We start from the raw sequence: 23,133 nt of genomic DNA, 5'->3' as shown, positions 1-23,133 counted from the left end.
GCCACACACCGGCGTATGGTCCGAACGCTGCGTCGCAACAAGGTTGACCTAAGGGAAACCGCCATGTTCCCCAACGTGGAATAAAGCGCTATCAGGGGGTGTTGACGAAGATCGGATGACTCGTTCTGCCCAGGCGCTCGGCAACGGGCCATTTTTTGGGCAATAGCGCCAATGAGAGGGCGTTTTGAAGATTCCTATGGATCGTGATATACGCCAAAGGGCGCAGCGGCCAGCCGGGGCCGCCGTTCGCATCGCTTCGTTCCGGCATTTGACGCACTGACACGACGGCTGGCCATGCCCCTTTCCGACGCGCCCGTTCCGGTCGCCCCGACCGCCCACGGCGACACGGCCCGCCGCCTTGACCGCCCGAGTCACCCTCGGCTGTCGGTGGTGATTCCCTTCTACAACGAAGGCCCCAACATCGCCGCCCTGTTCGCCCGGCTGACCCCGGCGCTGGACGGGCTGGGCGTGGCGTGGGAGGTGGTGTGCGTCAACGACGGCAGCCGCGACGACACGCTCGACCGGCTGCTCGACGCCCACGACCGCGATTCCCGGATCAAGGTGGTCGATCTGTCGCGCAATTTCGGCAAGGAGCTGGCCTTGTCCGCCGGGCTGTCGCACACCACCGGCGACGCCGTGGTGCCGATGGACGCCGATCTTCAGCACCCGCCCGAACTGCTGCCCGCCTTCCTGGAAAAATGGCGCGCGGGCTACGACGTCGTCGTCGCCGTCCGCCACGCGCGGGTTGGGCAAAGCCTGAAGCACCGGATGTTCGCCCGGATGTTCTATTGGGTCTTCGACCATCTGTCGGAGATCAAGCTGCCCCGCGAGGTCGGCGATTTCCGTCTGATGGACCGCAAGGTGGTGGACGTCATCAACCGGATGCCGGAGCGCACGCGCTTCATGAAGGGCATCTTCGCCTGGGTCGGCTTCCGTCAGGCGGCGATCCCCTATCACCAGGGGGAACGCGCCGGGGGCGACACCAAATGGGGTTTCCTGAAGCTGCTGCGCCTGTCCTTCGACGGGTTGACCGCCTTCTCCACCTTTCCGTTGCGGGTGTGGAGTTTGGTCGGCATGGCGGTGTCAGGCGTGGCCTTTTTCTACATCCTGATCCGCCTGATCCGCACCCTGTTCCACGGCATCGACGTGCCGGGCTATGAATCCTTGCTGGTCGCCGTGCTGTTTCTGGGCGGTTTGCAGCTCATCACCCTGGGCATCATCGGCGACTATCTGGGCCGCGTCTTCGCCGAGGTGAAGGGGCGTCCGCTCTACATCGTCCGCTCCGCCCATGGCTTTGTCGGTGACGAGTCCGACGAAGACGAGCCGTCCACGCCGCGACGGGGGCGTCAACGATGAACTATCACGTGCGCCTGCGCGCCCCGCTCTCGGACGCTGCGGCGCCGCTGTCGTCACCGCCGCCGCGCCACGACGGCCCGCTGTGGGACGGCTTGACCCGCGTGATGCTGCTCGGCCTGTTGGTGCTGGCGGGCCTGACCTTCCTCTCTTACGGCATCAGCACCGACGAGGAAGTCCAGCACATCTACGGCAAGAAATTGCTGTCCTATTACATGAGCGGCTTCCAGGACCGTTCCGCCTTCCATTTCAAGGATCTGTACCTGTATGGCGGGCTGTTCGACCTGGTGACGGCGGTGGTCGTCCCGATCTCCCCCTTTGAAGAGTATGAGACGCGGCATCTGCTGTGCGCGCTGGTCGGCGTGCTGGGCGTCGCCGGAACCTGGCGTTACACCCGGCTGCTCGCCGGGCCGCGCGCTGGCTTCATCGCGGCGGCGTTGCTGACGCTGTGCGGCGTCTATTACGGCGCGATGTTCAACAACACCAAAGACGTGCCGTTCGCGGCGGGCATGGTGTGGACGTTGTATTTCGCCACCCGCATCCTGATCCAGCTTCCCAAACCCAGCCGCAGCGCCGTGCTGAAGTTCGGGCTGGTTCTGGGGCTGACGCTGGCCATCCGGGTTGGCGCGGTGTTGGCCGGTTTCTATCTGGCCGTCGCCATGCTGCTGCACTTCGCGCTGGTGGCCCGGCAAGAGGGGCTGCGCTGGGTTCTGCACGACGCCCGGCTGGCCTTCGCCGCGCTGCTGCCCGCGATTCCCGTCGCTTACGCCATCATGGCCTTTTTCTGGCCCTGGGCGGTGCAAAGCCCGCTCAACCCGCTGGAAGCGCTGCGCGTCGTTTCGCATTTCCCCATCGACATCCAGACGCTGTTCATGGGCCAGATGGTCCATTCCAACACTCCGCCGATGCTCTATCTGCCGGTCTATCTGGCGGTGAAGCTGCCCGAAGCGGTGCTGCTTGGCGTCGCGGCGGCGCTGCTGCTGGCGGTGGTCTGGCTGCTGCGCGGCGGCCTGCGCCGGACGGGGGCCTTCACGGCGGTGCGCTATCTGCCGCTGGTGTTGGCGGCCTTCCTGCCGATCCTGCTGTTCATGCTGTTGCGCCCATCGGTCTACAACGGCATCCGCCATTTCCTGTTTCTGGTTCCGCCGCTGGTGGTGATGGCGGCGATCGCCGCAGACCGGCTGTGGAGCGTTTCCGAACGCGGCGGGCGCGCCTTCGGGCAGTGGTTCGCCTCGGCGATGACGATCATCGCGGTGGTCTACGCCTGGCAACTCGGCGCCATGCACCCCAACCAATATGTCTATTACAACCAATTCATCGGCGGCGTGCGCGGCGCCGACGGCCAGTATGAGCTGGATTACTGGGGCAACTCGCTGCACGAAGCCTTGCAAGAGTTGATCGAGTTCGTCGAACGTGAAAATGACGGGCACGCGCCGCCGCGCCAATACACGCTGACCGTCTGCGGCAACACGTTGGCGGTGCGGTTCGAGCTGCCGCCCTGGCTGAAGCTGGTGAACGGGATCGAGCCGGATTGGCGCAAGGCTGATTTCTTCCTGGCCTTCACCCAAGCCAAGCGCTGCCCGTCGCTGCTCGACGGCCACCCGATTTTTGAAATCTCCGCCGACGACGTGCCGCTGTCCATCGTCAAGGACCGCCGTCCGCCGCCCGCCGAAATCCCGACGGAGTAGGCGGCGGAGTTCCCTCTCCCGCCACAGGCGGGGGAGGGCTAGGGAGGGGGCAAGGCGCGCCGAAATCGTCTTGGCGTTGGTTGCCCCGCCGACTCAGTGCAGCCGGGGCGGCGGCGCGTCGTCGCCCGGCCGTTCCACCTCGGCGCGCGGCTGGGCTATCGGGCCGGATTGATGGTGGGTCAGACGCCACGCGCCATCCTCGCGCACGAACAGGTTGGTCGCCGCCAGCACGGCGTTGCCCAAAAGCTCCTCGCACAGCACCAGCGCGGAATCGCCGTAGAGCATCACCCGCTCATGGCGCGGACGGACGATGACGCCGCTGGGCGCGCGCAGCACGTCCTGCCAACTGGCCAGCACCGCCTCGCGCCCGACCAGCGCGCCCCAGCCCGGATGCATGCAGGACACCGGCAGCCGCTCCGCCCACAAGGCCGCCATCGCGACGACGTCGCGGTTGGAAAAGGCCCGGTAAAAAGCCTGATTGAGAGCCAGCAGGGTGTCGCGGTCGGTCATCGGGAACTCAAAAGCCACGCGGGGAAACGCCGCAAGCGGGCGTCATCCCGCCGCTTGTAATGCGGTCCGACGGGCAGAGGAACAGGAATCCGCCAACCAGCGGCGACTCGCCCCATCCCCATCAAGCCTGCTCCTCTTTGATGAGATTTTCTAATCCGAGAGCCAAGAATTCCGCGTTTGTCAGACGGGCGCCGCCGCCGGAGGATGAGCGCGCCGCCCGGCAATTCCCCCTCTCCCGAAAGGGCATCGACCATGCGCAGCCTGAGCTTCATCACAGCCGACGTCTTCACCGACCGGATCTTTGGCGGCAACCCGCTGGCGGTGTTTCCCGATGGGCGCGGTCTGGACGATTCCACCATGCAGCGCATCGCCCGCGAGCTGAATCTCAGTGAAACGGTCTTCGTCCTGCCTCCGGAAACGGCGCAGGAAACCCGTCGGCTGCGGATCTTCACCCCGGCGATGGAATTGCCCTTCGCCGGACACCCGACGGTCGGAACCGCCATCATCCTCGCCGAAACTGGGGAGTTGGAGGGCGCTGGTCCGTGGGACATCGTGTTTGGGGAAAAGGTTGGACCAATCCCGGTGCGGATCACCAGCGCCCCGATGATCGCCACCTTGTCGAGCGCCCGCTTGCCCACCGCCATCGACGGCGTCCGCGACCCCGCGATTCTCGCCGCGCTGCTTGGCTTGCCGGTGACGGCGCTCGCCCAAGCCGACCTGCCTCCCGCCGCCTACAGCGCCGGGGTGCCCTTCACCATCATTCCGCTGGCCACGCGCGACGCCTTGTCGAACATCGCCTTCGACGTCGGGGTATGGCGCGACCATCTGGCCGACAGTTTGGCCCCGCACGTCTACGCCATCGCGCTGGACGATCCGGCCCATGGACGCCGCGTCAGCGCCCGGATGTTCGCCCCAGCCATGGGCATCGCCGAGGATCCGGCGACCGGGGCCGCCGCCACCGCGCTTGCCGGGTATCTGTTCGACCAGCAACGGCCAACCGCTGACCGCAAGGTTTGGGAGATTTCCCAAGGCGACGACATGGGCCGCCCCAGCGCCATTCTCTTGACGGCGGATCGTTCGGCGAACGGCCTGTCGGCGGTTCATGTTGGCGGACGCGCCGTGATCGTCAGCCGAGGAAGCTTCAATCTTCCGTCCTGAGCTGACGCCGCGCGGGTTCCATTCCCCCAAACGGAACCCGGGCGCGGACGCCCAATCAAGCGGTGACGTTGACGCCCGCCGTCTTGGCCGTGGTCGCCGAACCGGCGGCGGTCGGGGCGGCGGCGGTCGCCGCGCTCTTGCCGTCGGTCAAACCTTCGACCGGAACCGACATGTCCAGGTTCAGGTGGGTGACGCCGTTCTTGCTGGTGGTCGGCTTCAACACCGCCAACCCTTTCAACCCGTCGCCGCCAGCCTTGGCCGCCATGTCGTTCAGCTTGCCCAGGATGTCCTTGATCTCATCCTGGCTGAAGCCTTCGGCGCGGACGATCATGCCGGTGGATTTTCCGGTGGCCGTGGTCGTCGTCGATTGCACGCCGACCGATCCGTTGCCGCCACGCTCCAGCGTGCCTTGCAGCCGCTGTTCGTCCTTGCGGAAATCCAACGTGGATTTGGCGAAGGAGATTTGAACCTTGCGGTCGCCATCCTGGATGGTCAGCTCAATGCCATGCGATTCGATGGACCATTGCGAGCGGGCCGCCGTCATGTCCACGGCCATCTTGCTGAAATCCATGTCGGCCAGCTTGCCCTTCATCGCGTCGCCAAAGCCAGCCGTGGCGTCGTCGATGCGGTTCTGCGGCACGCCCAGGCCACCCAGAACATCGCCCAGCCCTTGCTTCATCGTGTCGATGGCCTTGCCGAACACGTCCGCCAAGCCCTTGCTGTGATCCAGCGCGTTCTGCATCAGGCCCTGCGCCTGTTTGGCGCGGTCCAAACCGCCGCCCGACGCGGCGACGCCGCTGGACGGCGCGCCCGCCGCCGCGTTCTTCGCGCCCTGACCGGACAGGCTGTCCAACAGCGATTCCATCGAGTCGCTGATGGTGTAGGCCGGCGTGCTGGACGGGGTCGTCACCGTCTTGGCGTCCGTCGTCGCGACGGCGTTGCCTTTGGCGTCGGCGCTTTTCGCGTCCGCCGCCTTTTTGGTGGTGTTGGCGTTGGCCGTCAGCACGGTTGGCGCGCCGCTTGGCCCAGTCAGTTCCGCGTAATACATGGGATGCCCCCGCATCAATTTATTTCTCGCGCCTTCAAAATTGCGATCAACACCCTTTACCACACGTTAATTTTAGAAAAGATTGGCACGCTATGGTGGAAATCGCTTCGCAGCCGAAGCATCCAACGCCGCCGCCTGCGACGAGGCGCGGCTTTCACCCCCCGAACGCCGCTGATAGGCTGAAAGACAACGAACCGTTCAACACGGGACACCCTGCCATGACCGACCGTCTGTCCATCGCGCTGGCTCAGATGAACCCCACCGTCGGCGCCGTCACCGCGAATCGCGACCGCATCCGCGCCGCTCGGGCCGAGGCCGCCGCGCGCGGCGCCGACCTGCTGATCTGCCCGGAACTGGCCCTGTCCGGTTGCCCAACGGCGGATCTGTCGCGGATCCCCGCCTTTTTGAACCAGATTGAGCAGGCCCTGCGCGATCTGGCGGCGGACACCGCCGACGGCGGCCCGGCCCTCCTGGTCGGCGCGCCCTGGCGTGAGCGGGACCAATTGGTCAACGCCGCCCTGCTGCTCGCCCAGGGAACCATCGCCGCCGTCCGCCTGAGGGGGCCAGCGCCCGATCATGACGGCCGCGACGAGTCCCGCCCGTTCACGGCGGGACCGTTGCCGGGGCCGGTCAATCTGCGCGGGGTTCGGCTTGGCTTGCTCATCGGCGCGGATCTGCACAACCCAGACGTGATCGAAACCTTGAGCGAAAGCGGCGCTGAAATCCTGGTCGCGCTGAACGCCAGCCCCTTCGCCATCGGCGCGGCGGACGAGCGGTTGCAGGCCGCCGTCGCGCGGGTGATCGAATCCGGCTTGCCGTTGTTGCACGTCAATCTGGTGGGCGGGCAAGACGCATGGGTGTTCGACGGCGCCAGCTTCGCGCTGGAAGCCGATGGCCGGCTGGCGGCCCACGCCCCTTCCTGTGCGGAGCATCTGCTGTTGACCCGCTGGGAACGCGGCGCCAACGACGGCTGGTTCTGCCACGAGGCGGAAACCCTGCCCCCGCTCGACGGGCTGGCGGCGGTTTATGGAGCGCTGGTTCTCGGGCTGCGCGACCATGTGAACAAGGGCCACGCCCCCGGCGCGCTGGTCGATCTGTCGGGCGACGCCGCGTCGGCCCTGGTCGCCGCCATCGCCGTGGACGCGCTGGGGGCCGACCGGGTTCACGCCGTGACGACGCCGACGCCGGACAGCGCCCCAGAGGAATTGGCGGACGTGGCGGAAATAGCCGCCCTGTTGGGCTGCCGTCTCGACACCCTGCCCATCCAACCCATCACCCGCGCGTTTGACAGCCTGCTCGCCCCGGTGTTCAGCGGGCGCGACGCCCAAGACGCCACGGACAATTTGCGCGCCCGCACGCGCGGCGTCACCGTGACCGCCTTGGCCGAAACCGTGGGCGCCGTGGCGCTCTCCACCCTCACCAAAACCGACCGGCTGATCGGCGGCCCCGCCCTGGTGAACGGTCTGTTCGGCGGTTACGCGGTTCTGGCCGACGCGCCGCAGAGCATGGCGCTGGCCTTGGCGCGCTGGCGCAACGCGCACAGCCCAGCGGACGGGCGTGGTCCCGCCGGGCGGGTGGTTCCAGAACGGGTGCTGGCGCGAAGCGACGCCAAAACGGCGACGCCGGGCGTCAACGACCGCGACCGCTTGCCGCCCGTCGAGGCGCTGGACGCTCTTCTCGACCGTCTGACCGGCGAAAAACCAAGCGCGAGCGCCGACAGCGCCCCCCTGTTGGGGCAGGACGCCGACATGGTCAATCGGGTGTGGCGTTTGGTGCAGGCGGCGGAGGCGACGCGCCGCCAATCCCCGCCCGGTCCCCGGATCACCCGGCGGACGACGGGGCAGGATCCGCGCTTCCCACTCCGCAACGGCGTCACCACCATCGCCGACCCCGCAAGATGAACGGAGCGTGAGGCGAGCCGCGCGCAAGACGACGGGCGGGGACAGTCCCCGCCCATCGGCGGCGGGATCAATCCAGCGTCAGACGGATGATCGTGGCGATCATGCCAAAGGCCCACAGAACGGCGGGCAGAACGATCCAGGTCGGATGGAACAGGATCGCCAGCGGCATAATCAGAAGCAGGATCAACGCCGGGAAAACCAGAAAGGGAGAATTCCCCCAGTTGCTCAACAACCCGGCGGGGTTTTCATCCGCCCCAAGAAAAGCGTCGGCACAGACAGCTTGGTCCGTCATCTCATTCACCCAAATAAATTACGGTTATTCCCCGGTCCTGTCTTCTGACAGAACATTCCCTGTTCCCGCAGTGCAGCAGGACGGGGGGTTTTTACGCCAGAGTGCTTGAGATGACCAGTCTTGACCGGCGCTGATCTTGTCAGCGTTTGTTGCATGGCCCGTTTGGACGAACGCCGACGGGGTGGGCGTCCCCGTCGGCGGGTCTGCTCAATCCATCAGCGCGATCAACGCCTTGACGGTGTTCTCCGCCCCTTCGGCGATCTGCGCCAAACTGGAATCGAGCATGTAGCAGGGGGAGGTCGCCACCTTCAGCCGCTGATCCACCACCACCTCGCCCGCCACCGTGACGCGGTGCTTGGCGCCCAGGGCTTCCAGCGCGGCGGCGGTGTCCGCCTCGTCGCCGATGGTCAGCTCGACGCCCTCCCCACCCAACAGCTTGGCGAGAATGGCCGGGGCGATGCACAGCGCGCCAATCGGCTTGCCCGCCGCCCGCATCGCCGCGACCGCCGCCGCGACGTCCGGGTTGACGGAGCAATCGGCGCCCTTGAAAGCGAAATCGCACAGATTCTTCGCCGCGCCGAAGCCGCCGGGGAACATCAGCGCGTCCACCGCCCCGGCGTCAAAGGCGCTGAGCGGCTGGATCTTGCCACGCGCGACGCGGGCGGCTTCGACCAGCACGTTGCGGGTCTCCGCCATCTCCGCGCCGGTCAGATGGTTGACGACATGGGCCTGCGGCATGTCGGGGGCGAAGCACAGCGCCTCCGCCCCCGCCTTGCTGATCGCCAGCAGGGTGCAGACCGCCTCGTGAATTTCGGCGCCGTCGTAAACGCCGCAACCCGCAAGCACGACGCCGATCCGCGCAATTTTGTCCGTCATTGGGTGGTTCCTCCGGTGAATGCGATGGGCAGGGATGGCGACAGGCTAACCGATGGCCGCCCGCGCCGCAGCACGCCGCAAAGGCCAAAAGGCGGGAAATCGGATCGCCCGTCGGCGCGACGTGTGGTAGCGTTCCGCGACTCAATTTATACGGGATCGCCGACCATGCTCCACCCTCGGATTTCGCCGACATGGATCTTGTTGTCCACCACCGCTTTGGCGCTGGCCGGTTGCGCCACCGCCCCGGAAAAGGCCGCCTCGACCCCGCCGTCCGACACCGCGCTCTACGTCACGGCGGTGGAGCGGTCGGCGGTGTATGAGGAGGCGAACGTCCGTCCGCTGCGCCCGTTGACCTACCCGATGACCGCCCTGACCCTGACCAACAACCCGTCCTGGGCCGTCGGGCAAGAGGGCAAGACCGTCACCCTGACCAACAGCTATGGAACGTGGGTGACGGTGGAGCCGGAGGTCAAGGAGATCTGCAAGGGCTACCAGCGGGGCGAGGTGATCCAGAAACTCCATTACCTGCTGGGCCTGCAACCGGCGGTCCCGTCCGACAGCAACGCCAAATTCGTCCGCGTCAGCATCGCCCCGCAAAAGGTCGGCCCGACCGGCGGCGGCGTCTTCCGCCCTTGCCCCGATCCCGACCCGACCAAGACCGCCTGCGCCAACACCATCAACGGCCCGCAAGCCTTCGTGTCCTGGTTCGCCAATCAGCAGGTCTTCTCCTACCGCAAGGGGCCGGATTTGAAGCAGACCGGCTATCCCTGGACCCGACTCGGCTACACCTACAACTGGGATCCGCAGGCGAGCGACATTCGCGGCGCGCAGGAATACATCGTGCCGGGCGGAACCAAGGTGAAAGTGATCGAGATCGTCTCGCCCGAAGAATATTGCGCCCGCTGAACCGAATCACCATCGCCGGGGCCGCGCGAACGCCCCGGCGGTTTCCTGTTTCCGCATGGCTTTCAGAGAACGGCGCGGCGTGCTAGGACATGGGCCGATTCCTTACTTCATTCCCAGCGAGTCGAACCGTCCCATGTCCACCGCCGTCCGTTTCGCCCCCAGCCCGACCGGCCGCATCCATGTCGGCAATGTGCGCCTGGCGCTCGTCAACTGGCTGTTCGCGCGCAAGACCGGCGGCGATTTCCTGTTCCGGCTGGACGACACCGACGAGGAACGCTCGACCCAGGAGTTCGCCGACGGCATCGCCCGCGATCTGACGTGGCTGGGGCTGACCTGGGACCGCTTCGCCCGCGAAAGCGACCGCTACCCGCGTTACGACGAGGCCGCCGCCGCCCTGAAGGCCAGCGGGCGGCTCTACCCCTGCTACGAGACGCCCGAACAGCTCAGCCTGAAGCGCGCCAGTCTGGTGTCGCAGGGCCGCCCGCCGATCTATGACCGCGCCGCCCTGCGCCTGACCGACGAGGACCGCGCCCGGTTGGAAGCCGAAGGGCGCAAGCCCCATTGGCGCTTCAAGCTGACGCCGACGCCCATCGAATGGACCGATCTGGTGCGCGGCCCCGTCCATTTTGAAGGCGCGGTGCTGAGCGATCCGGTGTTGATCCGCGAGGATGGCCGCCCGCTCTACACCCTGACCAGCGTGGTGGACGACGTCGATTTCGCCATCACCCACATCATCCGGGGCGAGGACCACGTCGCCAACACCGCCGTGCAGATCCAGATTTTCGAGGCGATGGGCGCCGCCGCCCCGATCTTCGCCCATCTGCCGCTGCTGACCGACGCCGGTGGTCAGGGCCTGTCCAAGCGTCTGGGCAGCCTGTCGGTCGGCAGCCTGCGCGACGATGACGGGATCGAGCCGATGGCGCTGTGCAGCCTGCTGGCCAAGCTTGGCACGTCGGACGCCATTGAGGCGCGCTTGACGCTGGACGAACTGGTCGCCGAATTCGATCTGGGCAAGATCGCGCGCGGCACGCCGAAATTCGACCCCGAAGAGTTGAACCGCCTGAACGCCCGTATCCTGCATCTGACGCCGTTCGAGCGGGTGGCCGACCGTCTGGCCACGCTGGGCTTTACCGGGGTGGACGCCGCCTTTTGGGACGCCGTGCGCCCGAACCTGACCCGGCTGGAGGACGCCCGCGATTGGTGGGCCGTGACCCACGCCCCGGTCGAACCGCTGATCGACGACGCGGAGTTCCTGCGGCACGCCGCCGCAGTCCTGCCCGAAGAGCCGTGGGATCTGACAAGCTGGGGCGCCTGGACCAACGCGGTGAAGGGGGCGACGGGCCGCAAGGGCAAGGATCTGTTCCTGCCGCTGCGCCGCGCCCTGACGGGCCGCGACCATGGACCGGAATTGAAGAATCTGCTACCCCTGATCGGTCGCGCGCGCGCCCTGCGCCGCCTGAACGGCGAGACCGCCTGACCCGTTTTCCCCCGTCTTTTGACCAAACAGGAGCGCAAGACCGTGCCGTTGGACCTCTACAACACGCTGACTCGCCGTAAGGAGCGCTTCGAGCCGCTTCGCCCGGATCATGTCGGCCTGTATGTCTGTGGTCCCACGGTGTACGACACCGCCCACATCGGCAACGCCCGCCCGGTGGTGGTCTTCGATCTGCTGTTCCGGCTGCTGACCCGGCTCTACCCGTCCGTCACCTACGTCCGCAACATCACCGACGTGGACGACAAGATCATCGACCGCTCGCGCGACAGCGGCGAACCGATCGAGGCGCTGACCCAGCGGACGACCGACCTGTTCCACGCCGACATGGGCGCGTTGAACGCCCTGCGCCCGACCATCGAGCCGCGCGCCACCCACCACGTCACCCACATGATCGCCCTGATCGCCACCTTGATCGAGCGCGGCAACGCCTACGCCGCCGAGGGGCATGTGTTGTTCTCGGTGCCGTCGATGCCCAGCTACGGGCAATTGTCGCGCCGCTCGCTCGACGACATGATCGCCGGGGCGCGGGTCGAGGTGGCCCCTTACAAGCGCGACGCGGCGGATTTCGTTTTGTGGAAGCCCAGCGCCGACGATCAACCGGGCTGGGACAGCCCGTGGGGCCGGGGCCGTCCGGGCTGGCACATTGAATGCTCGGCCATGGCCAAGGAGCATCTGGGCGTCACCTTCGACATTCATGGCGGCGGGCTGGACCTGATTTTCCCGCACCATGAAAACGAGATCGCGCAGAGCCGCTGCGCCCACGGATCCGACCATCTCGCCCGTTACTGGGTGCACAACGGCTTCGTCACCGTTGAAGGCGAAAAGATGTCGAAGTCGCTTGGCAACTTCTTCACCGTCCACGACCTGCTCGACGAATTCCCCGGCGAAGCCATCCGTCTGACCCTGATGTCGGCGCATTACCGCCAGCCGCTGGATTTCACCCGCGACGGCATCCGCCAGGCCAAGGGAACGCTCGACCGTTGGTATCAGGCGCTGCGCGGCGATCCGGTCCCCCAGACGGCGGAGCTGCCGTTCGACGTTTTGGCGGCTTTGGAAGACGACCTCAACACGCCGCTGGCCATCGCCCATCTGCACGAGCTGGCCACCGCCGTGAACAAGGCGGCGACCGACGCGGACAAGGCGGCGGCCAAGGGCGCCTTGCTGGCGGCGGGCGCGCAACTGGGCCTGTTGCAGCAGGATCCCGAGGCGTGGTTCCGCTGGGCGCCGACCGGCGGCGCGCAGGGCTTGAGCGACGCGGCGGTCGATCAACGCATCGCCGACCGCAAGGCGGCCCGCGCCGCCAAGAACTTCGCCGAGGCCGACCGCCTTCGCAAAGAGCTGTCCGATCACGGAATCATCCTGGAAGACGGCCCGCAAGGGACAAGCTGGAAGCGGGCGTGAGCCAGGGCAATCGGGTGAAGGGTTATAAACCTGTATAGAGGATTTTCCGTCATCCCCGCGAAGGCGGGGATCCAGGCTTTTCGGTCAGATTCTCTCTGCGAACTCTGGATCCCCGCCTTCGCGGGGATGACGAATTTCCTAATGAAGGAATTTCAAGCCTTCACCTGATTGCCCTGGGGCGTGAACGCTCGCCGCAGCCTTCTCGGGATCTTTGGCTGAACAAGCCCTCTTGACCGGAGCGCCGGATGGGGCAATATCGGGATGGACGCGCCGGGGCTGATCTCCCCAGCGCGCCCGCCCGATCAGCGGTTCAGGTAATCAAGGAACGCCTTGACCACCTGCAACAGCAGGATCAGGAGAGCGAGGATCTTGCTCATCCTCAACACCTCCCGGTTAGCGGCGGCGGTGGCGGCCTTTCCGCCACCGCGTCCGCGCCGCCAATCCAGCAGATCTTACGGTTGCGCGCAAGGCGCGTTCAGTTGTGCGCAAGGCGCGTTGATCGCGCGACGTTAGCGAAGCCAGGGCGAATTTCGCCACAAGTCCCGCAACGCCTCGTCCAGCCGCGCCAATTCGGCGGCGAACGCCTCCGACGACAACAGACGCACGGGCTGAAGGCTGTCTTTCGCGTCAGCCTTGGCGCGGAAATCGGGGTCCTCCGCCGCTTTGGTGATCGCTTCGACCAGCCGGGCGCGCACGTCCGGCGGCAATCCCTTCGGCGCGCCGACGCCGCGCAACGCGCCCATGACGACCGGAAAGCCCTGCTCGGCGAAGGTCTTCACATCGGGGGCGCCCGGCGTCCGCTCCCGGCTCATCACCCCCAACAGCCGCAGCGGCTCCGCCGCAGACGCGCGCAGCGTGTCGCTGACCGACTGACCGCCGATCTGAATCTTCCGGCCCAGCAACGCCTTCTGGCTGGCCCGCAGATTGGAGAAGGGAACATGGAGCAACGACGCCTCGGCCTGCCGCTGCACCATCAGCAACGCCAGATGATCGTCCGATCCGGCCCCGGTGGTTCCAACCGTCACGGCGCCGGGGGTCGCCTTGGCCTGGGCCACGACGTCCGCCACCGTCACAAACGGGCTGTCCGCCGGGACCAGCCAAACGGCGGGATCGTCAATCAGGTTGACCAGGGGATCCAGATCGCTCAACGCAAAACGCGCCTGCCGCTCAATCGGAATCGTCACAATGTTGGGCGTGTTGATGAGACCAAGGGTGTAGCCGTCGGGGCTGGCTTGGGCCAGAGCCGCGAAGCCAACCTCGCCACCGGCGCCGGGTTTGTTGACCACCTCCACGCGCGCGCCGTTCAACCGCTTTTCCAGAAGGGGAGCCAGCCGCCGCGCGGCGACGTCCGCCGGAGTTCCCGCTTCATAGGCCACAATCAGGGTGATCGGGCGATCCGGATAGGCCGCCTGAACCGTCAACGGCGCCGTCAGCGCCAACGCCCCAGTCACCATCCCCCAGACTTTGGCGCGCAGCCCCATCACAACATCCCTTTTCGCAAGCATCAAAACCGCCTCGCTCAACGCGTCGCCACCCAATAAGCCAGGGAAATCGACAGAGGCGACAGCAGGCTGGAAATCAGGAGAGACATCGACACCAGTTCCCGACCCGACTGGTAGCGTTCGGCGACGCCGTAAACATTGATGCCGATGGGCAAGGCCGCCGCCGTGACGGCGGGCGCCAGCCAATCGGGCGGCAGATGAAAGACCTTCACCGCCAACAGCCACGTCAAGGCCGGATGCAGCGCCACCTTCATCAACGCCATGACGGTCGCAGGCAACAAACGCCCGGTCAAGGGGCTGTAGGACAAGGCGGTTCCCAGCGTGAAGCAGGCGCAGGGCAGAACCGTCGCGCCGATCAGGGTCGCCGCCTTCATCACGGCGCCGGGCACCGGCGCGTGGAGAAGATTGACGGCCAGCCCCAGACCGATGGCCAAAATCATCGGGCTGAGCAGCGTCGCCTTGATCGCGTTGAGCGAGGTCTGGATCGGGCGTCCGCCGTTGCTGCGCAGGGTTTCCGCAATGATGGTCACGGTGGTGAACAGCAACGGCGATTGAAACACGATCAACAGCATCAGGGGCAAGGCCACCCCCGACCCATAGGCGTCCATCAAGATCGGCGCGCCCAGCAAACCGATGCTGGAGAAGGAGGTGGCGAAACCGACGATGGCGATCTCCTCCCGACGCCCCGCCAGCCACCGCCAACCCGAACCGATGGCGAAGACCAGAAAGGCGGCGATGAAGAAGGAGCCGACGAATCCCCACTCAATGGGATCGGGAATCGTCGCCTTCGCCATGGCGACGAACAACAAGCCCGGCAACGCGTACAGGCCAAGAAAACGGGAGATGCCTTGAGACAAAGCGTTGCTGAAATTCCCAAACTTGCCGGCGTAAAAGCCGACCAGGATGAGAAGAAACATCGGCAACACGATCTGAACAATCAGCGTCATGAAGGCACATGCCCGTGGCCGCGCGGATCAGAACGTCCGCAAACGATCCATGATGAGAGAGAAGGTTTCCAGACGTCAGCGGGCGCCGGGGGTGAGGATCAGTTCCGGTTCGGGAAGCCCGAGAACATCGACCAGCGTCCGCCCCTTGTCCAGTTCCTCCGACAAATACTGCTCATGGGCCAGCAAGGCCTGACAGCGCTTCAGCACCTCGTCGGCGACGGCCAGAGGCACCACGGTCACGCCGTCGTCGTCGCCAATGATGAGATCCCCCGGATTGACGGCGATGCCGCCGACCGCCGCCGTCACATCCATCTTGCCGCCAAACGCCTTGTGCGGGCCACGCGGCACCGCGCCGCGCGAGAAGACGGGAAAGCCGATCTGGCGGATGTCCGCGACGTCGCGCACCGAACCGTCGATCACCAGACCGCCGACGCCACGCGACCGGCAGCTCCGCGCCACCCACTCCCCGGCCATCGCCACATCGTCCAGTCCGCCGCCCGCCACCACGACCACCTCGCCCGGCGCGGCGATGCTGCACGCGGTCAACAGCATGCTGTTGTCGCCCGGCATCGGCACCACCGTCCGCGCCTGGCCGCAGATCCTCATGCCCGGCGCGCAGGGTTTGATTCGCGCGTCCATGCTCTGACAGCGATTTTGCGTGTCGGACGCGATGCTGCTGGGCACCAGCCGCCACAGGGCGAGCGTTTCCGCCGACAAAGGAGAAAATTCGACGTGATAGCGTTGCAAAGCCATGGAACTGCCTCATTCCTTCGTTGCAGGAGAGAAACGGACGGCCAAACACAAGCGGCCAACCCATTTTTGAGAAAGCTGGCCCGGTGGTGGAACGATGCGCGTGTCGATGACGCCGGTGTTTCACGCAAAAACAGCCAAGCCGCTTGGAAGGCATCAGCGTTGTGATTGGGCGCTTGAGAGGCGTCCACCCGCACACCAATGATTGTTCTTAGTATGCGCGCAATTTTCAGCGCGCCGACGATCCCGTTTCGCGCTTGAAGACTATCTATTTATCCCATAACGCGCAAGCAGGTTGATAAACTATTGATTAAAACACGATGAAACATCAACTGGATTATCAGATGGATACCGCCGCGTGCAGCCATCTCGACAAAACCTTTTGATTGCCAAGTGTTCTCTCCTTGCTCTTGTCCTTGCTTGATGACCGTGCGATCTCCGGCTGCTTGTCGGCGGCCCCGAAAGAAAATCTCCTTTTGGTTGCGGATTTTCCAATCCAGCGATTCTTTGCTCGCGCAAAGCATTTCCGCATGTTGCAGATATAAAGATATCTTTATGCTTGCGGGGGAGCCGCCTCGCTGCTACAGGATTGGGCAATTCAGGCGCGGCCCCTTCGGCCCGCCGGTTCATCCCCGCGCTCAGGAGACGCCCCATGGCCGCCGCCGCCTTCACCGACTACAAGGTCAAAGACATCAGCCTCGCCGCCTGGGGCCGCAAGGAAATCAACATCGCCGAGACGGAGATGCCCGGCCTGATGGCGCTGCGCGCGGAGTTCGGCGACTCCAAGCCGCTGGCCGGCGCCCGCATCGTCGGCTGCCTGCACATGACCATCCAGACCGCCGTGCTGATCGAAACGCTGACGGCGCTGGGCGCCACCGTGCGCTGGTCGTCCTGCAACATCTTCTCGACCCAGGATCAGGCCGCCGCCGCCATCGCCGCCGCCGGAATCCCGGTCTTCGCCTGGAAGGGCGAGACGGAGGAGGAGTTCTGGGAGTGCATCGAGGCGACGCTGCGCGGCCCCGATGGTTGGACTCCGAACATGATCCTGGACGATGGCGGCGACGTCACCCAGATCATGCACGAGAAGTATCCGGCCATGCTGGACGAGGTTCGCGGCCTGTCGGAAGAGACGACGACCGGCGTGCACCGTCTCTATGAAATGGTGAAGCGCGGCGAGTTGAAGGTTCCGGCCATCAACGTGAACGACAGCGTCACCAAGTCGAAATTCGACAACCTCTATGGCTGCCGCGAGTCGCTGGTGGACGGCATCAAGCGCGCCACCGACGTCATGATGGCGGGCAAGGTCGCCGTCGTCGCCGGGTACGGCGATGTGGGCAAGGGGTCCGCCGCCAGCCTGCGCAGCCAGGGCGCCCGCGTCATGGTGACGGAGATCGACCCGATCAACGCGCTCCAGGCCGCGATGGAAGGCTATCAGGTCGTCACGATGGACGAGGCCGCGCCGCTGGGCGACATCTTCGTCACCGCGACCGGCAACGTGGACGTCATCACCCTGGACCACATGCGCCAGATGAAGGACCGCGCCATCGTCTGCAACATCGGCCACTTCGACAGCGAAATCCAGATCGACTCCCTGCGCAATTACAAGTGGGAAGAGGTCAAGCCGCAGGTTGACGAGGTCGTGTTCCCCGACGGCAAGCGTCTGATCGTCCTGGCCCAGGGCCGTCTGGTCAATCTGGGCTGCGCCACCGGCCATCCCAGCTTCGTGATGAGCGCCAGCTTCACCAACCAGGTTCTGGCCCAGATCGAGCTGTGGACCAACGCCGCCGCCTATGAGCGCAAGGTCTACGTCCTGCCCAAGCATCTGGACGAAAAGGTCGCCCGCCTGCATCTGGACAAGATCGGCGCCAAGCTGACCACCCTGACGGAAAAGCAGGCCGCCTACATCAGCGTGCCGACCGAAGGCCCGTACAAGCCGGACCACTACCGCTACTAAAAACAGCGGTCTTGAATTGAAGAAGGGCCGTCCCGCTGGGGCGGCCCTTTTTCGTTGTCACGGAGAGTCGGGAATTTTGCGCAGAATGACGTTTTCCGCCACTGGCTCAAGTCCAGGGCGATGAAGAAAGATCCCTTTAAAATCAAAGCCATCTTCCGATTCGGGAGGAGCCTGCAAGAACAAAAAGCATGTCGTTCCACGACGAGCGCTCCGGCTTGATTGTCTTTGAAAAACAATCTGAATGGCTCTCTCCGATCCTTCGAGAACAACGCCATGAAACGGCCCGCCATTCAAACCAGACAAAGACGCTTCAAGCGAACCATTGTTCAAAGCGGTCAAGGTGATTGTCACCGTCCCTTCTTGCCTTTGAGGGCGGTCAACCTCATAGGTTCCGCAATATTCATGAAGACCACCATGCTTGTCCTTGAACCAACGCCCATGCTCAGCCGCCCACAGTCCCATGGCCTGAAATTGGCTTTCATAGGTCGCTTCTTTTTCATCAGGTGGGCGATTGATGGAGCGAAGCAGTTCATCCAGTGTTTTGGGAACGTTGCCTCCCAAGAAATGCAATGTTCTCCAATAACAATTAACAATCAAACGTATCATACCCTCTTCAGCATCCCGCCGCATTTTATCTGCGCCGCCCACAAATTTAGAAATTGTCGCCGGGGCCGGAAGAGGTCCTGAAACAGGCTGAGATTGATCGGATGAAGAATTTCTGTAGTTCAGGAGCTTTTCATGAAAAGCCTTCAGGCGCTCCCCTGAAAGCTCTGAATCTATTAGACTTATAAGGTTTTGCAATTTTTGGATGCGTCTGTTCTCGGTTGCGCTACTCAGATTGTTCGATTCCGAAACCGAAACAGACCTCTCGCCCAACTCCTGACTTTCAAAAGCTTCGCTTTGTTTCATGATCTTCTCGAATTTTTTGAAACTGTGAGTGTCGGGCAAAAACTTTGTCGTATTTTTTATGTATGTTCAACTTTTCGATTCGTTGAAGAATTTTTATGTTTAAAAAATGTTTCCTTTCAAGAGCTTCACCCGGTTGGCTGGCTTTGAGTTCCATCAAGGGAAGATGCAGAAGTGGTACGAATCGAATCGATCTGCCCTTACCTCTGATTTTTCCAAACGTCCGATTCGTTCCCAAAAGTAATCGCAACATAAAGATTATCAAATCGCACGATCCACAACCAAATGTCATTGCGTCGCGCCCATAAATCGGTGAGACTTCAATCCAGGACCCCGTCCGACCTTCCGACGCATCGCCACCCCTTACTACGAGGGCCGACCGATGAAGCCTGAGGACATTTGCGAGTTCATTCGCTCACGTCACAACAATCGGGAATTCGCTGACTGGCTGAAGGAGAACTTTGGCGCAACGGTTGAGCGCCCTATTCAGGGGACAGGCACGGCCACAATTCGGCTGAATGGGCGTTTCTACAGACTTCACAGGTTCGGCGCATGGCATTATTTGAGTTCTCAAGAGATTGAAAACGCTCTCAAGGAACTCGGAATCACGTACTAGGCGCCACTCTGTCTTACTCCGAAAGACCCAAAGAAGATTCAATCATCAAGCGGGCCGCAGTTGTGCGGTCCGTTTAACCGTGCCGCTCCCTTGACCAGAAACCTTGAAAATCTCTTCAAGATCACTGGGGAATGGGGGCTTCACCGTCAACAGGGGAGCACATGTGATGAACTCATCATGGGACTCTGGCGCACCGTTTTGGCTTCGCTTCTGGATGGCGGTCCCAACAGTGGGAGAGGCGCCTTTCGCCCGATTCGCCGGAACGGCGCCTTCATTGGCGTTCTCCGCCATAGCGCCGCGACTCCTGACCATGTTAGGATCCTCGTTGATTTGGCGCTTCCGCAAGGGAGTGGGGGCCAATTTGGTCGAAGGCCGACTTTCGGCTCCCCAGCCAATAACAGGGTGAGGAGCAGGACGATGCCTCTCAACTACTGCGCGGTCGTCCATTTCTACGAAGACGACCTGTTCTGGATCGAGTTCCCCGATTTTCCAGAAATATCCACGCGCGGCTCGAATCGCGACGACAACCCGGCAACCCTCGCCGCCGACTGCTTGGCCGACGCCATCCTGCTACGCTTGGACGAGGGGGAAGCCTTGCCGCTGCCCTCCGATCCCTCGGCGCACGGCCTGAACGCGGCCTCCTCGCGCGAGGAAAAAGAGGTGATGGTGATTCATGTCACGCCAAAACGCCTGAATCCTGAGGATCGAATCGCCGCCTGAGCGATGACCGCTTTCCTTCGTTGCAGGGCGACGCCTCGGCGTCGCCCTTTTCTTTTGCCTTGCGCCCTACCGCCGGATCATCGGCGCCAGATCCTTGCGGATCCCCGAATCCAGGCGCGCGTTCAGATCCTCGACCAGTCGGCGGGTGATGTCGAGGAAGGTCGCCTCGCGGTCGGCCAGGGCGATGTTTTCCGGCACCGTGGTGGAATAGGTGACGACGGCCTTGGTCATGCCGCGAAAGGCGCCCGCGCTGTTGTCCGGCATGTCGCCCGTCACCTCGACCTCGATCCGCCCGTCGTAACGCTGGGCTTGATCGGTGGTGAAATAGCCCTTCAGCCCATCGGTTTTGGGCAAGGCCACCTCGATGATGCTGGCGTCCTTGATGGTGACGCGCACGCGCCCGGCCCCACCGGCGGCCTGGAGCCGCTCGGACGCCCAGCGCCGCACCGCCTCGACCGGGGGAACCGCCGAACGGTCCTCGACATGTTTGCCGCCGCCGGGCCGATAGCCGTTCACCACATCGACGCCCCCGGCGCTGAGGATGATCGGGCCAAAGTTGGAGAAATCAATCGGACGCGGCGCGGGACGCGGCGGCGCGCTCTGGCAGGCGGACAGCCCCAAAACGGCGACGGCGGCGACGGCGAGCAAAGAACGGCGAGAGGGCATGACGGCTCCGGGACGCATGAGACAATCAGGATGCGCCCTATATAAGGTGGCGGGCCGCAGGACGCACCTCGCCCCTTGGTTCATCCAAAAAAATCACATCCACAACCTTTCATGAGTCCCTTGCTTGCCAATATCGCTGGCGGGGGTGTGTCTGATCGTGTGGGGCGGTCTGCTGGCCCGCCGACTGGATCGGTGATTCCGGCTCAACCGGCGTTGAACCTTCCTCGTTTGTCGGCGTGATCCCGCCTTGTCACAGTCATCTCAGAAGAGATTTTGAGGTGACGCATGACAAAACACGCGCAGGCGCAGGATTGGCGTGATCTTGCCGCCATGCTGACCTTGGAGGGGCGGGCCTTCATCGACGGCTCCTTTTGTGGGGCGGCGGGCGGCGCGACCTTTCCCTGCGTCAACCCGGCGACGGATCGGGTGATCGCCGACGTCGCCGCTTGCGGCGCGGCGGATGTGGACCGGGCGGTGGCGGCGGCCCGCCGGGCTTTCGCCGATGGCCGTTGGCGCGGGTCGCCCCGACGGACGCGGAAACGGGTTCTGCTCGACCTGTCGCGGCTGATGATGGCGAACCGCCGGGAGTTGGCCCTGCTCGAATCGCTCGACATGGGCAAGCCGACGCGCGACGCCCACGCCGTCGACATCCCCTTCGCGGCGGATTGCGTCGCATGGTACGCCGAGACCATCGACAAGCGCTATGACGAGATCGCCCCGATGGATGATCCCGTCACGGCCTTGATCCGGCGGGAGCCGCTGGGCGTCGTCGCCGCCGTCACGCCGTGGAACTTCCCGCTGCTGATGGCCTGTTGGAAGATCGCCCCGGCGCTGGCGGTCGGCAATTCGGTGGTGGTGAAACCGTCGGAGCGCGCTTCGCTCAGCGTTTTGCGTTTCGCCGGGCTGGCCCATGAGGCGGGGCTGCCGCCGGGCGTGCTGAACGTGGTTCCCGGCCTGGGCGAGATCGCCGGGCGGGCGTTGGGCGAGCATGGCGACGTCGATTGTCTGGCCTTCACCGGCTCGACCGAGGTCGGCAAGCGCTTTCTGGCCTATTCCGCCGCGTCCAATCTGAAGCCGGTCTGGCCCGAATGCGGCGGCAAATCGGCGCAACTGGTCTTCGCCGACAGCGATCTTGATCGGGCGGCGCAAGGCGTGGTGGACGGGATTTTCTTCAACCAGGGGCAGGTTTGCAACGCCGGATCCCGCCTGCTGGTCCAGGAGGAGATCCACGAGGCGCTGTTGACCCGGATCGTCGCCCACGCCGAACGGCTGCAACCGGGCGACCCGCTGGACCCCGACACCCGGTGCGGCGCGGTGGTGGACGCCGCCCACGCCGCCGCCATCCTGCGCGCGGTCGATGGGGCGCTGGCCGAGGGGGCCGATCTTTTGGCGGGTGGGGTTGGCGTGCGGATCAACGGCGCGGGCAGCTTCGTCGCCCCGACCATCCTCGACCGGGTGACGCCGGAGATGGCCGTCTGGCGTGAGGAGATCTTCGGTCCGGTTCTGGCGGTCGCCAGCTTCCGCAGTGAGGCCGAGGCCTTGCGGCTGGCCAACGACAGCCCTTACGCGCTGGCGGCGGGGCTGTGGACCCAGGACATGGCGCGGATCAACCGGCTGACCGGCGCGCTGCGGGCGGGGACCGTCTGGGTCAACAGCTATGACCGGCACGCGATGGCCACGCCCTTTGGCGGCTTTGGTCAATCCGGCTATGGCCGCGACCGTTCCCTGCACGCGCTCGACAAATACAGCGGCCTGAAAACCATCTGGACCCACGCGGCCTGAATCTACGGAGCATTGACCATCATGACCGACATCGTTCTGAGCGCCCGCAAGGGGGCCGTCGTCACCCTGACCCTGAACCGCCCGGACAAACTCAACGCCATCGACTTCGCCACCATCGAGCGGCTGCACGCCCTGCTGGACGGCGTCGAGGCCGACGAGTCGGCGCGCGCCGTCATCCTGACCGGGGCCGGGGAGCGCGCCTTTTCCGCCGGGGCAGACATCCGCGAATTTTCCGCCAAGGTCTGGGCCGGGCCGGAAACCGCGTTGCGGGAGTTCGTTCGGCGCGGGCAGCGGCTGACCAGCCGGTTGGAGTCCTTCCCCAAGCCGATCATCGCCGCCGTCAACGGGCTGGCCTTCGGCGGCGGTTGCGAGGTGACGGAGGCCGTGCCGCTCGCCATCGCCAGCGAGCGGGCGCTGTTCGCCAAATCGGAAATCAAGCTGGGTTTCCCGCCGCCCTATGGCGGAACCCAGCGGCTGCCCCGCCTGATCGGGCGCAAGCGGGCGTTGGCCATGCTGCTGACCGGCGACAGCGTCAGCCCGCAAGAGGCGCTGGCCGCCGGGTTGGTCAATCGGGTGGTTCCACACGACCAACTGCTCGACGCCGCGCAGGATCTGGCCGAACGGATCGCGGCGATGCCGCCGCTGGCCGTCGCCGCCCGTCT

General features: G+C 64.7%; 21 protein-coding genes. 11 read left to right on the top strand and 10 right to left on the bottom strand.

The features are described 5' to 3' along the window. Positions 1 to 294: 294 nt before the first annotated feature. Positions 295 to 1,356 carry a glycosyltransferase family 2 protein gene (locus ACODS4_RS26965; protein WP_488868762.1) on the top strand — a complete coding sequence of 354 codons (1,062 nt, stop codon included), beginning with the start codon at positions 295 to 297 and terminating at the stop codon, positions 1,354 to 1,356. Continuing rightward, positions 1,353 to 3,041, top strand: a complete 1,689-nt coding sequence (locus ACODS4_RS26960) for a glycosyltransferase family 39 protein (protein ID WP_488868760.1) — start codon at positions 1,353 to 1,355, stop codon at positions 3,039 to 3,041. Before ACODS4_RS26965 ends, ACODS4_RS26960 begins: the two co-directional genes overlap by 4 nt. 93 nt (positions 3,042 to 3,134) lie before the next feature. On the opposite strand, the gene ACODS4_RS26955 is transcribed toward ACODS4_RS26960, so the two are convergent. After that, positions 3,135 to 3,551, bottom strand: coding sequence for a nuclear transport factor 2 family protein (locus tag ACODS4_RS26955; protein ID WP_488868758.1), 417 nt, complete (start codon positions 3,549 to 3,551; stop codon positions 3,135 to 3,137). A gap of 252 nt (positions 3,552 to 3,803) precedes the next feature. On the opposite strand from ACODS4_RS26955, the gene ACODS4_RS26950 reads away from it, so the two are divergent. Then, the gene (locus ACODS4_RS26950; RefSeq protein ID WP_488868756.1) at positions 3,804 to 4,709 is read left to right on the top strand and encodes a PhzF family phenazine biosynthesis protein; all 906 of its coding nucleotides are present in this window, start codon (positions 3,804 to 3,806) and stop codon (positions 4,707 to 4,709) included. A 55-nt stretch (positions 4,710 to 4,764) separates the two neighbouring features. On the opposite strand, the gene ACODS4_RS26945 is transcribed toward ACODS4_RS26950, so the two are convergent. Beyond that, complete coding sequence (locus tag ACODS4_RS26945; RefSeq protein WP_488868754.1) at positions 4,765 to 5,772, bottom strand: hypothetical protein; 1,008 nt, start codon at positions 5,770 to 5,772, stop codon at positions 4,765 to 4,767. 203 nt (positions 5,773 to 5,975) lie between these two features. On the opposite strand from ACODS4_RS26945, the gene ACODS4_RS26940 reads away from it, so the two are divergent. Then, positions 5,976 to 7,658, top strand: a complete 1,683-nt coding sequence (locus ACODS4_RS26940; RefSeq protein ID WP_488868752.1) for a nitrilase-related carbon-nitrogen hydrolase — start codon at positions 5,976 to 5,978, stop codon at positions 7,656 to 7,658. A 67-nt stretch (positions 7,659 to 7,725) separates the two neighbouring features. Here ACODS4_RS26940 and ACODS4_RS26935 read toward each other — a convergent pair whose 3' ends face one another. Both ACODS4_RS26935 and elbB read right to left on the bottom strand, forming a co-directional pair. After that, positions 7,726 to 7,950, bottom strand: coding sequence for a hypothetical protein (locus ACODS4_RS26935; RefSeq protein WP_488868750.1), 225 nt, complete (start codon positions 7,948 to 7,950; stop codon positions 7,726 to 7,728). Positions 7,951 to 8,157: 207 nt separating this feature from the next. Beyond that, complete coding sequence (elbB, locus tag ACODS4_RS26930) at positions 8,158 to 8,826, bottom strand: isoprenoid biosynthesis glyoxalase ElbB (protein WP_488868748.1); 669 nt, start codon at positions 8,824 to 8,826, stop codon at positions 8,158 to 8,160. A gap of 165 nt (positions 8,827 to 8,991) precedes the next feature. On the opposite strand from elbB, the gene ACODS4_RS26925 reads away from it, so the two are divergent. From ACODS4_RS26925 to cysS, 3 genes are all read left to right on the top strand, one after another. Beyond that, positions 8,992 to 9,732 carry a hypothetical protein gene (locus ACODS4_RS26925; RefSeq protein WP_488868747.1) on the top strand — a complete coding sequence of 247 codons (741 nt, stop codon included), beginning with the start codon at positions 8,992 to 8,994 and terminating at the stop codon, positions 9,730 to 9,732. Between the two features lie 133 nt (positions 9,733 to 9,865). Then, a complete protein-coding gene (gene gltX / locus ACODS4_RS26920) occupies positions 9,866 to 11,209 on the top strand; it encodes a glutamate--tRNA ligase (protein WP_488868746.1) in 1,344 nt (447 codons plus the stop codon). A gap of 42 nt (positions 11,210 to 11,251) precedes the next feature. Continuing rightward, positions 11,252 to 12,628, top strand: coding sequence for a cysteine--tRNA ligase (gene cysS, locus ACODS4_RS26915; protein WP_488868745.1), 1,377 nt, complete (start codon positions 11,252 to 11,254; stop codon positions 12,626 to 12,628). 509 nt (positions 12,629 to 13,137) lie between these two features. On the opposite strand, the gene ACODS4_RS26910 is transcribed toward cysS, so the two are convergent. The 4 genes from ACODS4_RS26910 to ACODS4_RS26895 form a co-directional block, all read right to left on the bottom strand. Continuing rightward, positions 13,138 to 14,109, bottom strand: coding sequence for a tripartite tricarboxylate transporter substrate binding protein (locus ACODS4_RS26910; protein WP_488868744.1), 972 nt, complete (start codon positions 14,107 to 14,109; stop codon positions 13,138 to 13,140). A gap of 38 nt (positions 14,110 to 14,147) precedes the next feature. Beyond that, a complete protein-coding gene (locus ACODS4_RS26905; RefSeq protein ID WP_488868743.1) occupies positions 14,148 to 15,077 on the bottom strand; it encodes an AEC family transporter in 930 nt (309 codons plus the stop codon). 75 nt (positions 15,078 to 15,152) lie between these two features. Beyond that, positions 15,153 to 15,830 (bottom strand): RraA family protein, encoded by a 678-nt coding sequence (locus ACODS4_RS26900; RefSeq protein WP_488868742.1) that lies wholly within the window; start codon positions 15,828 to 15,830, stop codon positions 15,153 to 15,155. 269 nt (positions 15,831 to 16,099) lie between these two features. Then, positions 16,100 to 16,351: a hypothetical protein gene (locus tag ACODS4_RS26895; protein WP_488868741.1), complete on the bottom strand. Its 252-nt coding sequence runs from the start codon at positions 16,349 to 16,351 to the stop codon at positions 16,100 to 16,102. A gap of 128 nt (positions 16,352 to 16,479) precedes the next feature. On the opposite strand from ACODS4_RS26895, the gene ahcY reads away from it, so the two are divergent. After that, positions 16,480 to 17,781: an adenosylhomocysteinase gene (gene ahcY / locus ACODS4_RS26890; protein WP_488868740.1), complete on the top strand. Its 1,302-nt coding sequence runs from the start codon at positions 16,480 to 16,482 to the stop codon at positions 17,779 to 17,781. A gap of 57 nt (positions 17,782 to 17,838) precedes the next feature. On the opposite strand, the gene ACODS4_RS26885 is transcribed toward ahcY, so the two are convergent. Further along, positions 17,839 to 18,690, bottom strand: coding sequence for a hypothetical protein (locus tag ACODS4_RS26885; RefSeq protein WP_488868739.1), 852 nt, complete (start codon positions 18,688 to 18,690; stop codon positions 17,839 to 17,841). 1,030 nt (positions 18,691 to 19,720) lie between these two features. On the opposite strand from ACODS4_RS26885, the gene ACODS4_RS26880 reads away from it, so the two are divergent. Then, positions 19,721 to 20,023 carry a type II toxin-antitoxin system HicB family antitoxin gene (locus tag ACODS4_RS26880; RefSeq protein ID WP_488868738.1) on the top strand — a complete coding sequence of 101 codons (303 nt, stop codon included), beginning with the start codon at positions 19,721 to 19,723 and terminating at the stop codon, positions 20,021 to 20,023. A 66-nt stretch (positions 20,024 to 20,089) separates the two neighbouring features. On the opposite strand, the gene ACODS4_RS26875 is transcribed toward ACODS4_RS26880, so the two are convergent. Further along, positions 20,090 to 20,689 carry a hypothetical protein gene (locus tag ACODS4_RS26875; protein ID WP_488868737.1) on the bottom strand — a complete coding sequence of 200 codons (600 nt, stop codon included), beginning with the start codon at positions 20,687 to 20,689 and terminating at the stop codon, positions 20,090 to 20,092. A gap of 285 nt (positions 20,690 to 20,974) precedes the next feature. On the opposite strand from ACODS4_RS26875, the gene ACODS4_RS26870 reads away from it, so the two are divergent. Continuing rightward, a complete protein-coding gene (locus ACODS4_RS26870) occupies positions 20,975 to 22,471 on the top strand; it encodes an aldehyde dehydrogenase family protein (protein ID WP_488868736.1) in 1,497 nt (498 codons plus the stop codon). A gap of 21 nt (positions 22,472 to 22,492) precedes the next feature. Next, a partial coding sequence (locus ACODS4_RS26865) for an enoyl-CoA hydratase-related protein (RefSeq protein ID WP_488868735.1) occupies positions 22,493 to 23,133 on the top strand: 641 nt, incomplete at its 3' end.

Source organism: Azospirillum sp. FG154 (assembly GCF_057809575.1).
Note: the sequence above shows the minus strand (reverse complement) of the source record. Positions and strands in the feature narration are given on the sequence as shown.

Bases quoted from the DNA above. Each gene is read 5' to 3' on its own strand.
- ACODS4_RS26965 (WP_488868762.1), top strand. From the start codon at position 295: ATGCCCCTTTCCGACGCGCCCGTTCCGGTCGCCCCGACCGCCCACGGC.
- ACODS4_RS26960 (WP_488868760.1), top strand. From the start codon at position 1,353: ATGAACTATCACGTGCGCCTGCGCGCCCCGCTCTCGGACGCTGCGGCG.
- ACODS4_RS26955 (WP_488868758.1), bottom strand. From the start codon at position 3,551: ATGACCGACCGCGACACCCTGCTGGCTCTCAATCAGGCTTTTTACCGG.
- ACODS4_RS26950 (WP_488868756.1), top strand. From the start codon at position 3,804: ATGCGCAGCCTGAGCTTCATCACAGCCGACGTCTTCACCGACCGGATC.
- ACODS4_RS26945 (WP_488868754.1), bottom strand. From the start codon at position 5,772: ATGCGGGGGCATCCCATGTATTACGCGGAACTGACTGGGCCAAGCGGC.
- ACODS4_RS26940 (WP_488868752.1), top strand. From the start codon at position 5,976: ATGACCGACCGTCTGTCCATCGCGCTGGCTCAGATGAACCCCACCGTC.
- ACODS4_RS26935 (WP_488868750.1), bottom strand. From the start codon at position 7,950: ATGACGGACCAAGCTGTCTGTGCCGACGCTTTTCTTGGGGCGGATGAA.
- elbB (WP_488868748.1), bottom strand. From the start codon at position 8,826: ATGACGGACAAAATTGCGCGGATCGGCGTCGTGCTTGCGGGTTGCGGC.
- ACODS4_RS26925 (WP_488868747.1), top strand. From the start codon at position 8,992: ATGCTCCACCCTCGGATTTCGCCGACATGGATCTTGTTGTCCACCACC.
- gltX (WP_488868746.1), top strand. From the start codon at position 9,866: ATGTCCACCGCCGTCCGTTTCGCCCCCAGCCCGACCGGCCGCATCCAT.
- ACODS4_RS26910 (WP_488868744.1), bottom strand. From the start codon at position 14,109: ATGGGGCTGCGCGCCAAAGTCTGGGGGATGGTGACTGGGGCGTTGGCG.
- ACODS4_RS26905 (WP_488868743.1), bottom strand. From the start codon at position 15,077: ATGACGCTGATTGTTCAGATCGTGTTGCCGATGTTTCTTCTCATCCTG.
- ACODS4_RS26900 (WP_488868742.1), bottom strand. From the start codon at position 15,830: ATGGCTTTGCAACGCTATCACGTCGAATTTTCTCCTTTGTCGGCGGAA.
- ACODS4_RS26895 (WP_488868741.1), bottom strand. From the start codon at position 16,351: ATGCTTTGCGCGAGCAAAGAATCGCTGGATTGGAAAATCCGCAACCAA.
- ahcY (WP_488868740.1), top strand. From the start codon at position 16,480: ATGGCCGCCGCCGCCTTCACCGACTACAAGGTCAAAGACATCAGCCTC.
- ACODS4_RS26885 (WP_488868739.1), bottom strand. From the start codon at position 18,690: ATGAAACAAAGCGAAGCTTTTGAAAGTCAGGAGTTGGGCGAGAGGTCT.
- ACODS4_RS26880 (WP_488868738.1), top strand. From the start codon at position 19,721: ATGCCTCTCAACTACTGCGCGGTCGTCCATTTCTACGAAGACGACCTG.
- ACODS4_RS26875 (WP_488868737.1), bottom strand. From the start codon at position 20,689: ATGCCCTCTCGCCGTTCTTTGCTCGCCGTCGCCGCCGTCGCCGTTTTG.
- ACODS4_RS26870 (WP_488868736.1), top strand. From the start codon at position 20,975: ATGACAAAACACGCGCAGGCGCAGGATTGGCGTGATCTTGCCGCCATG.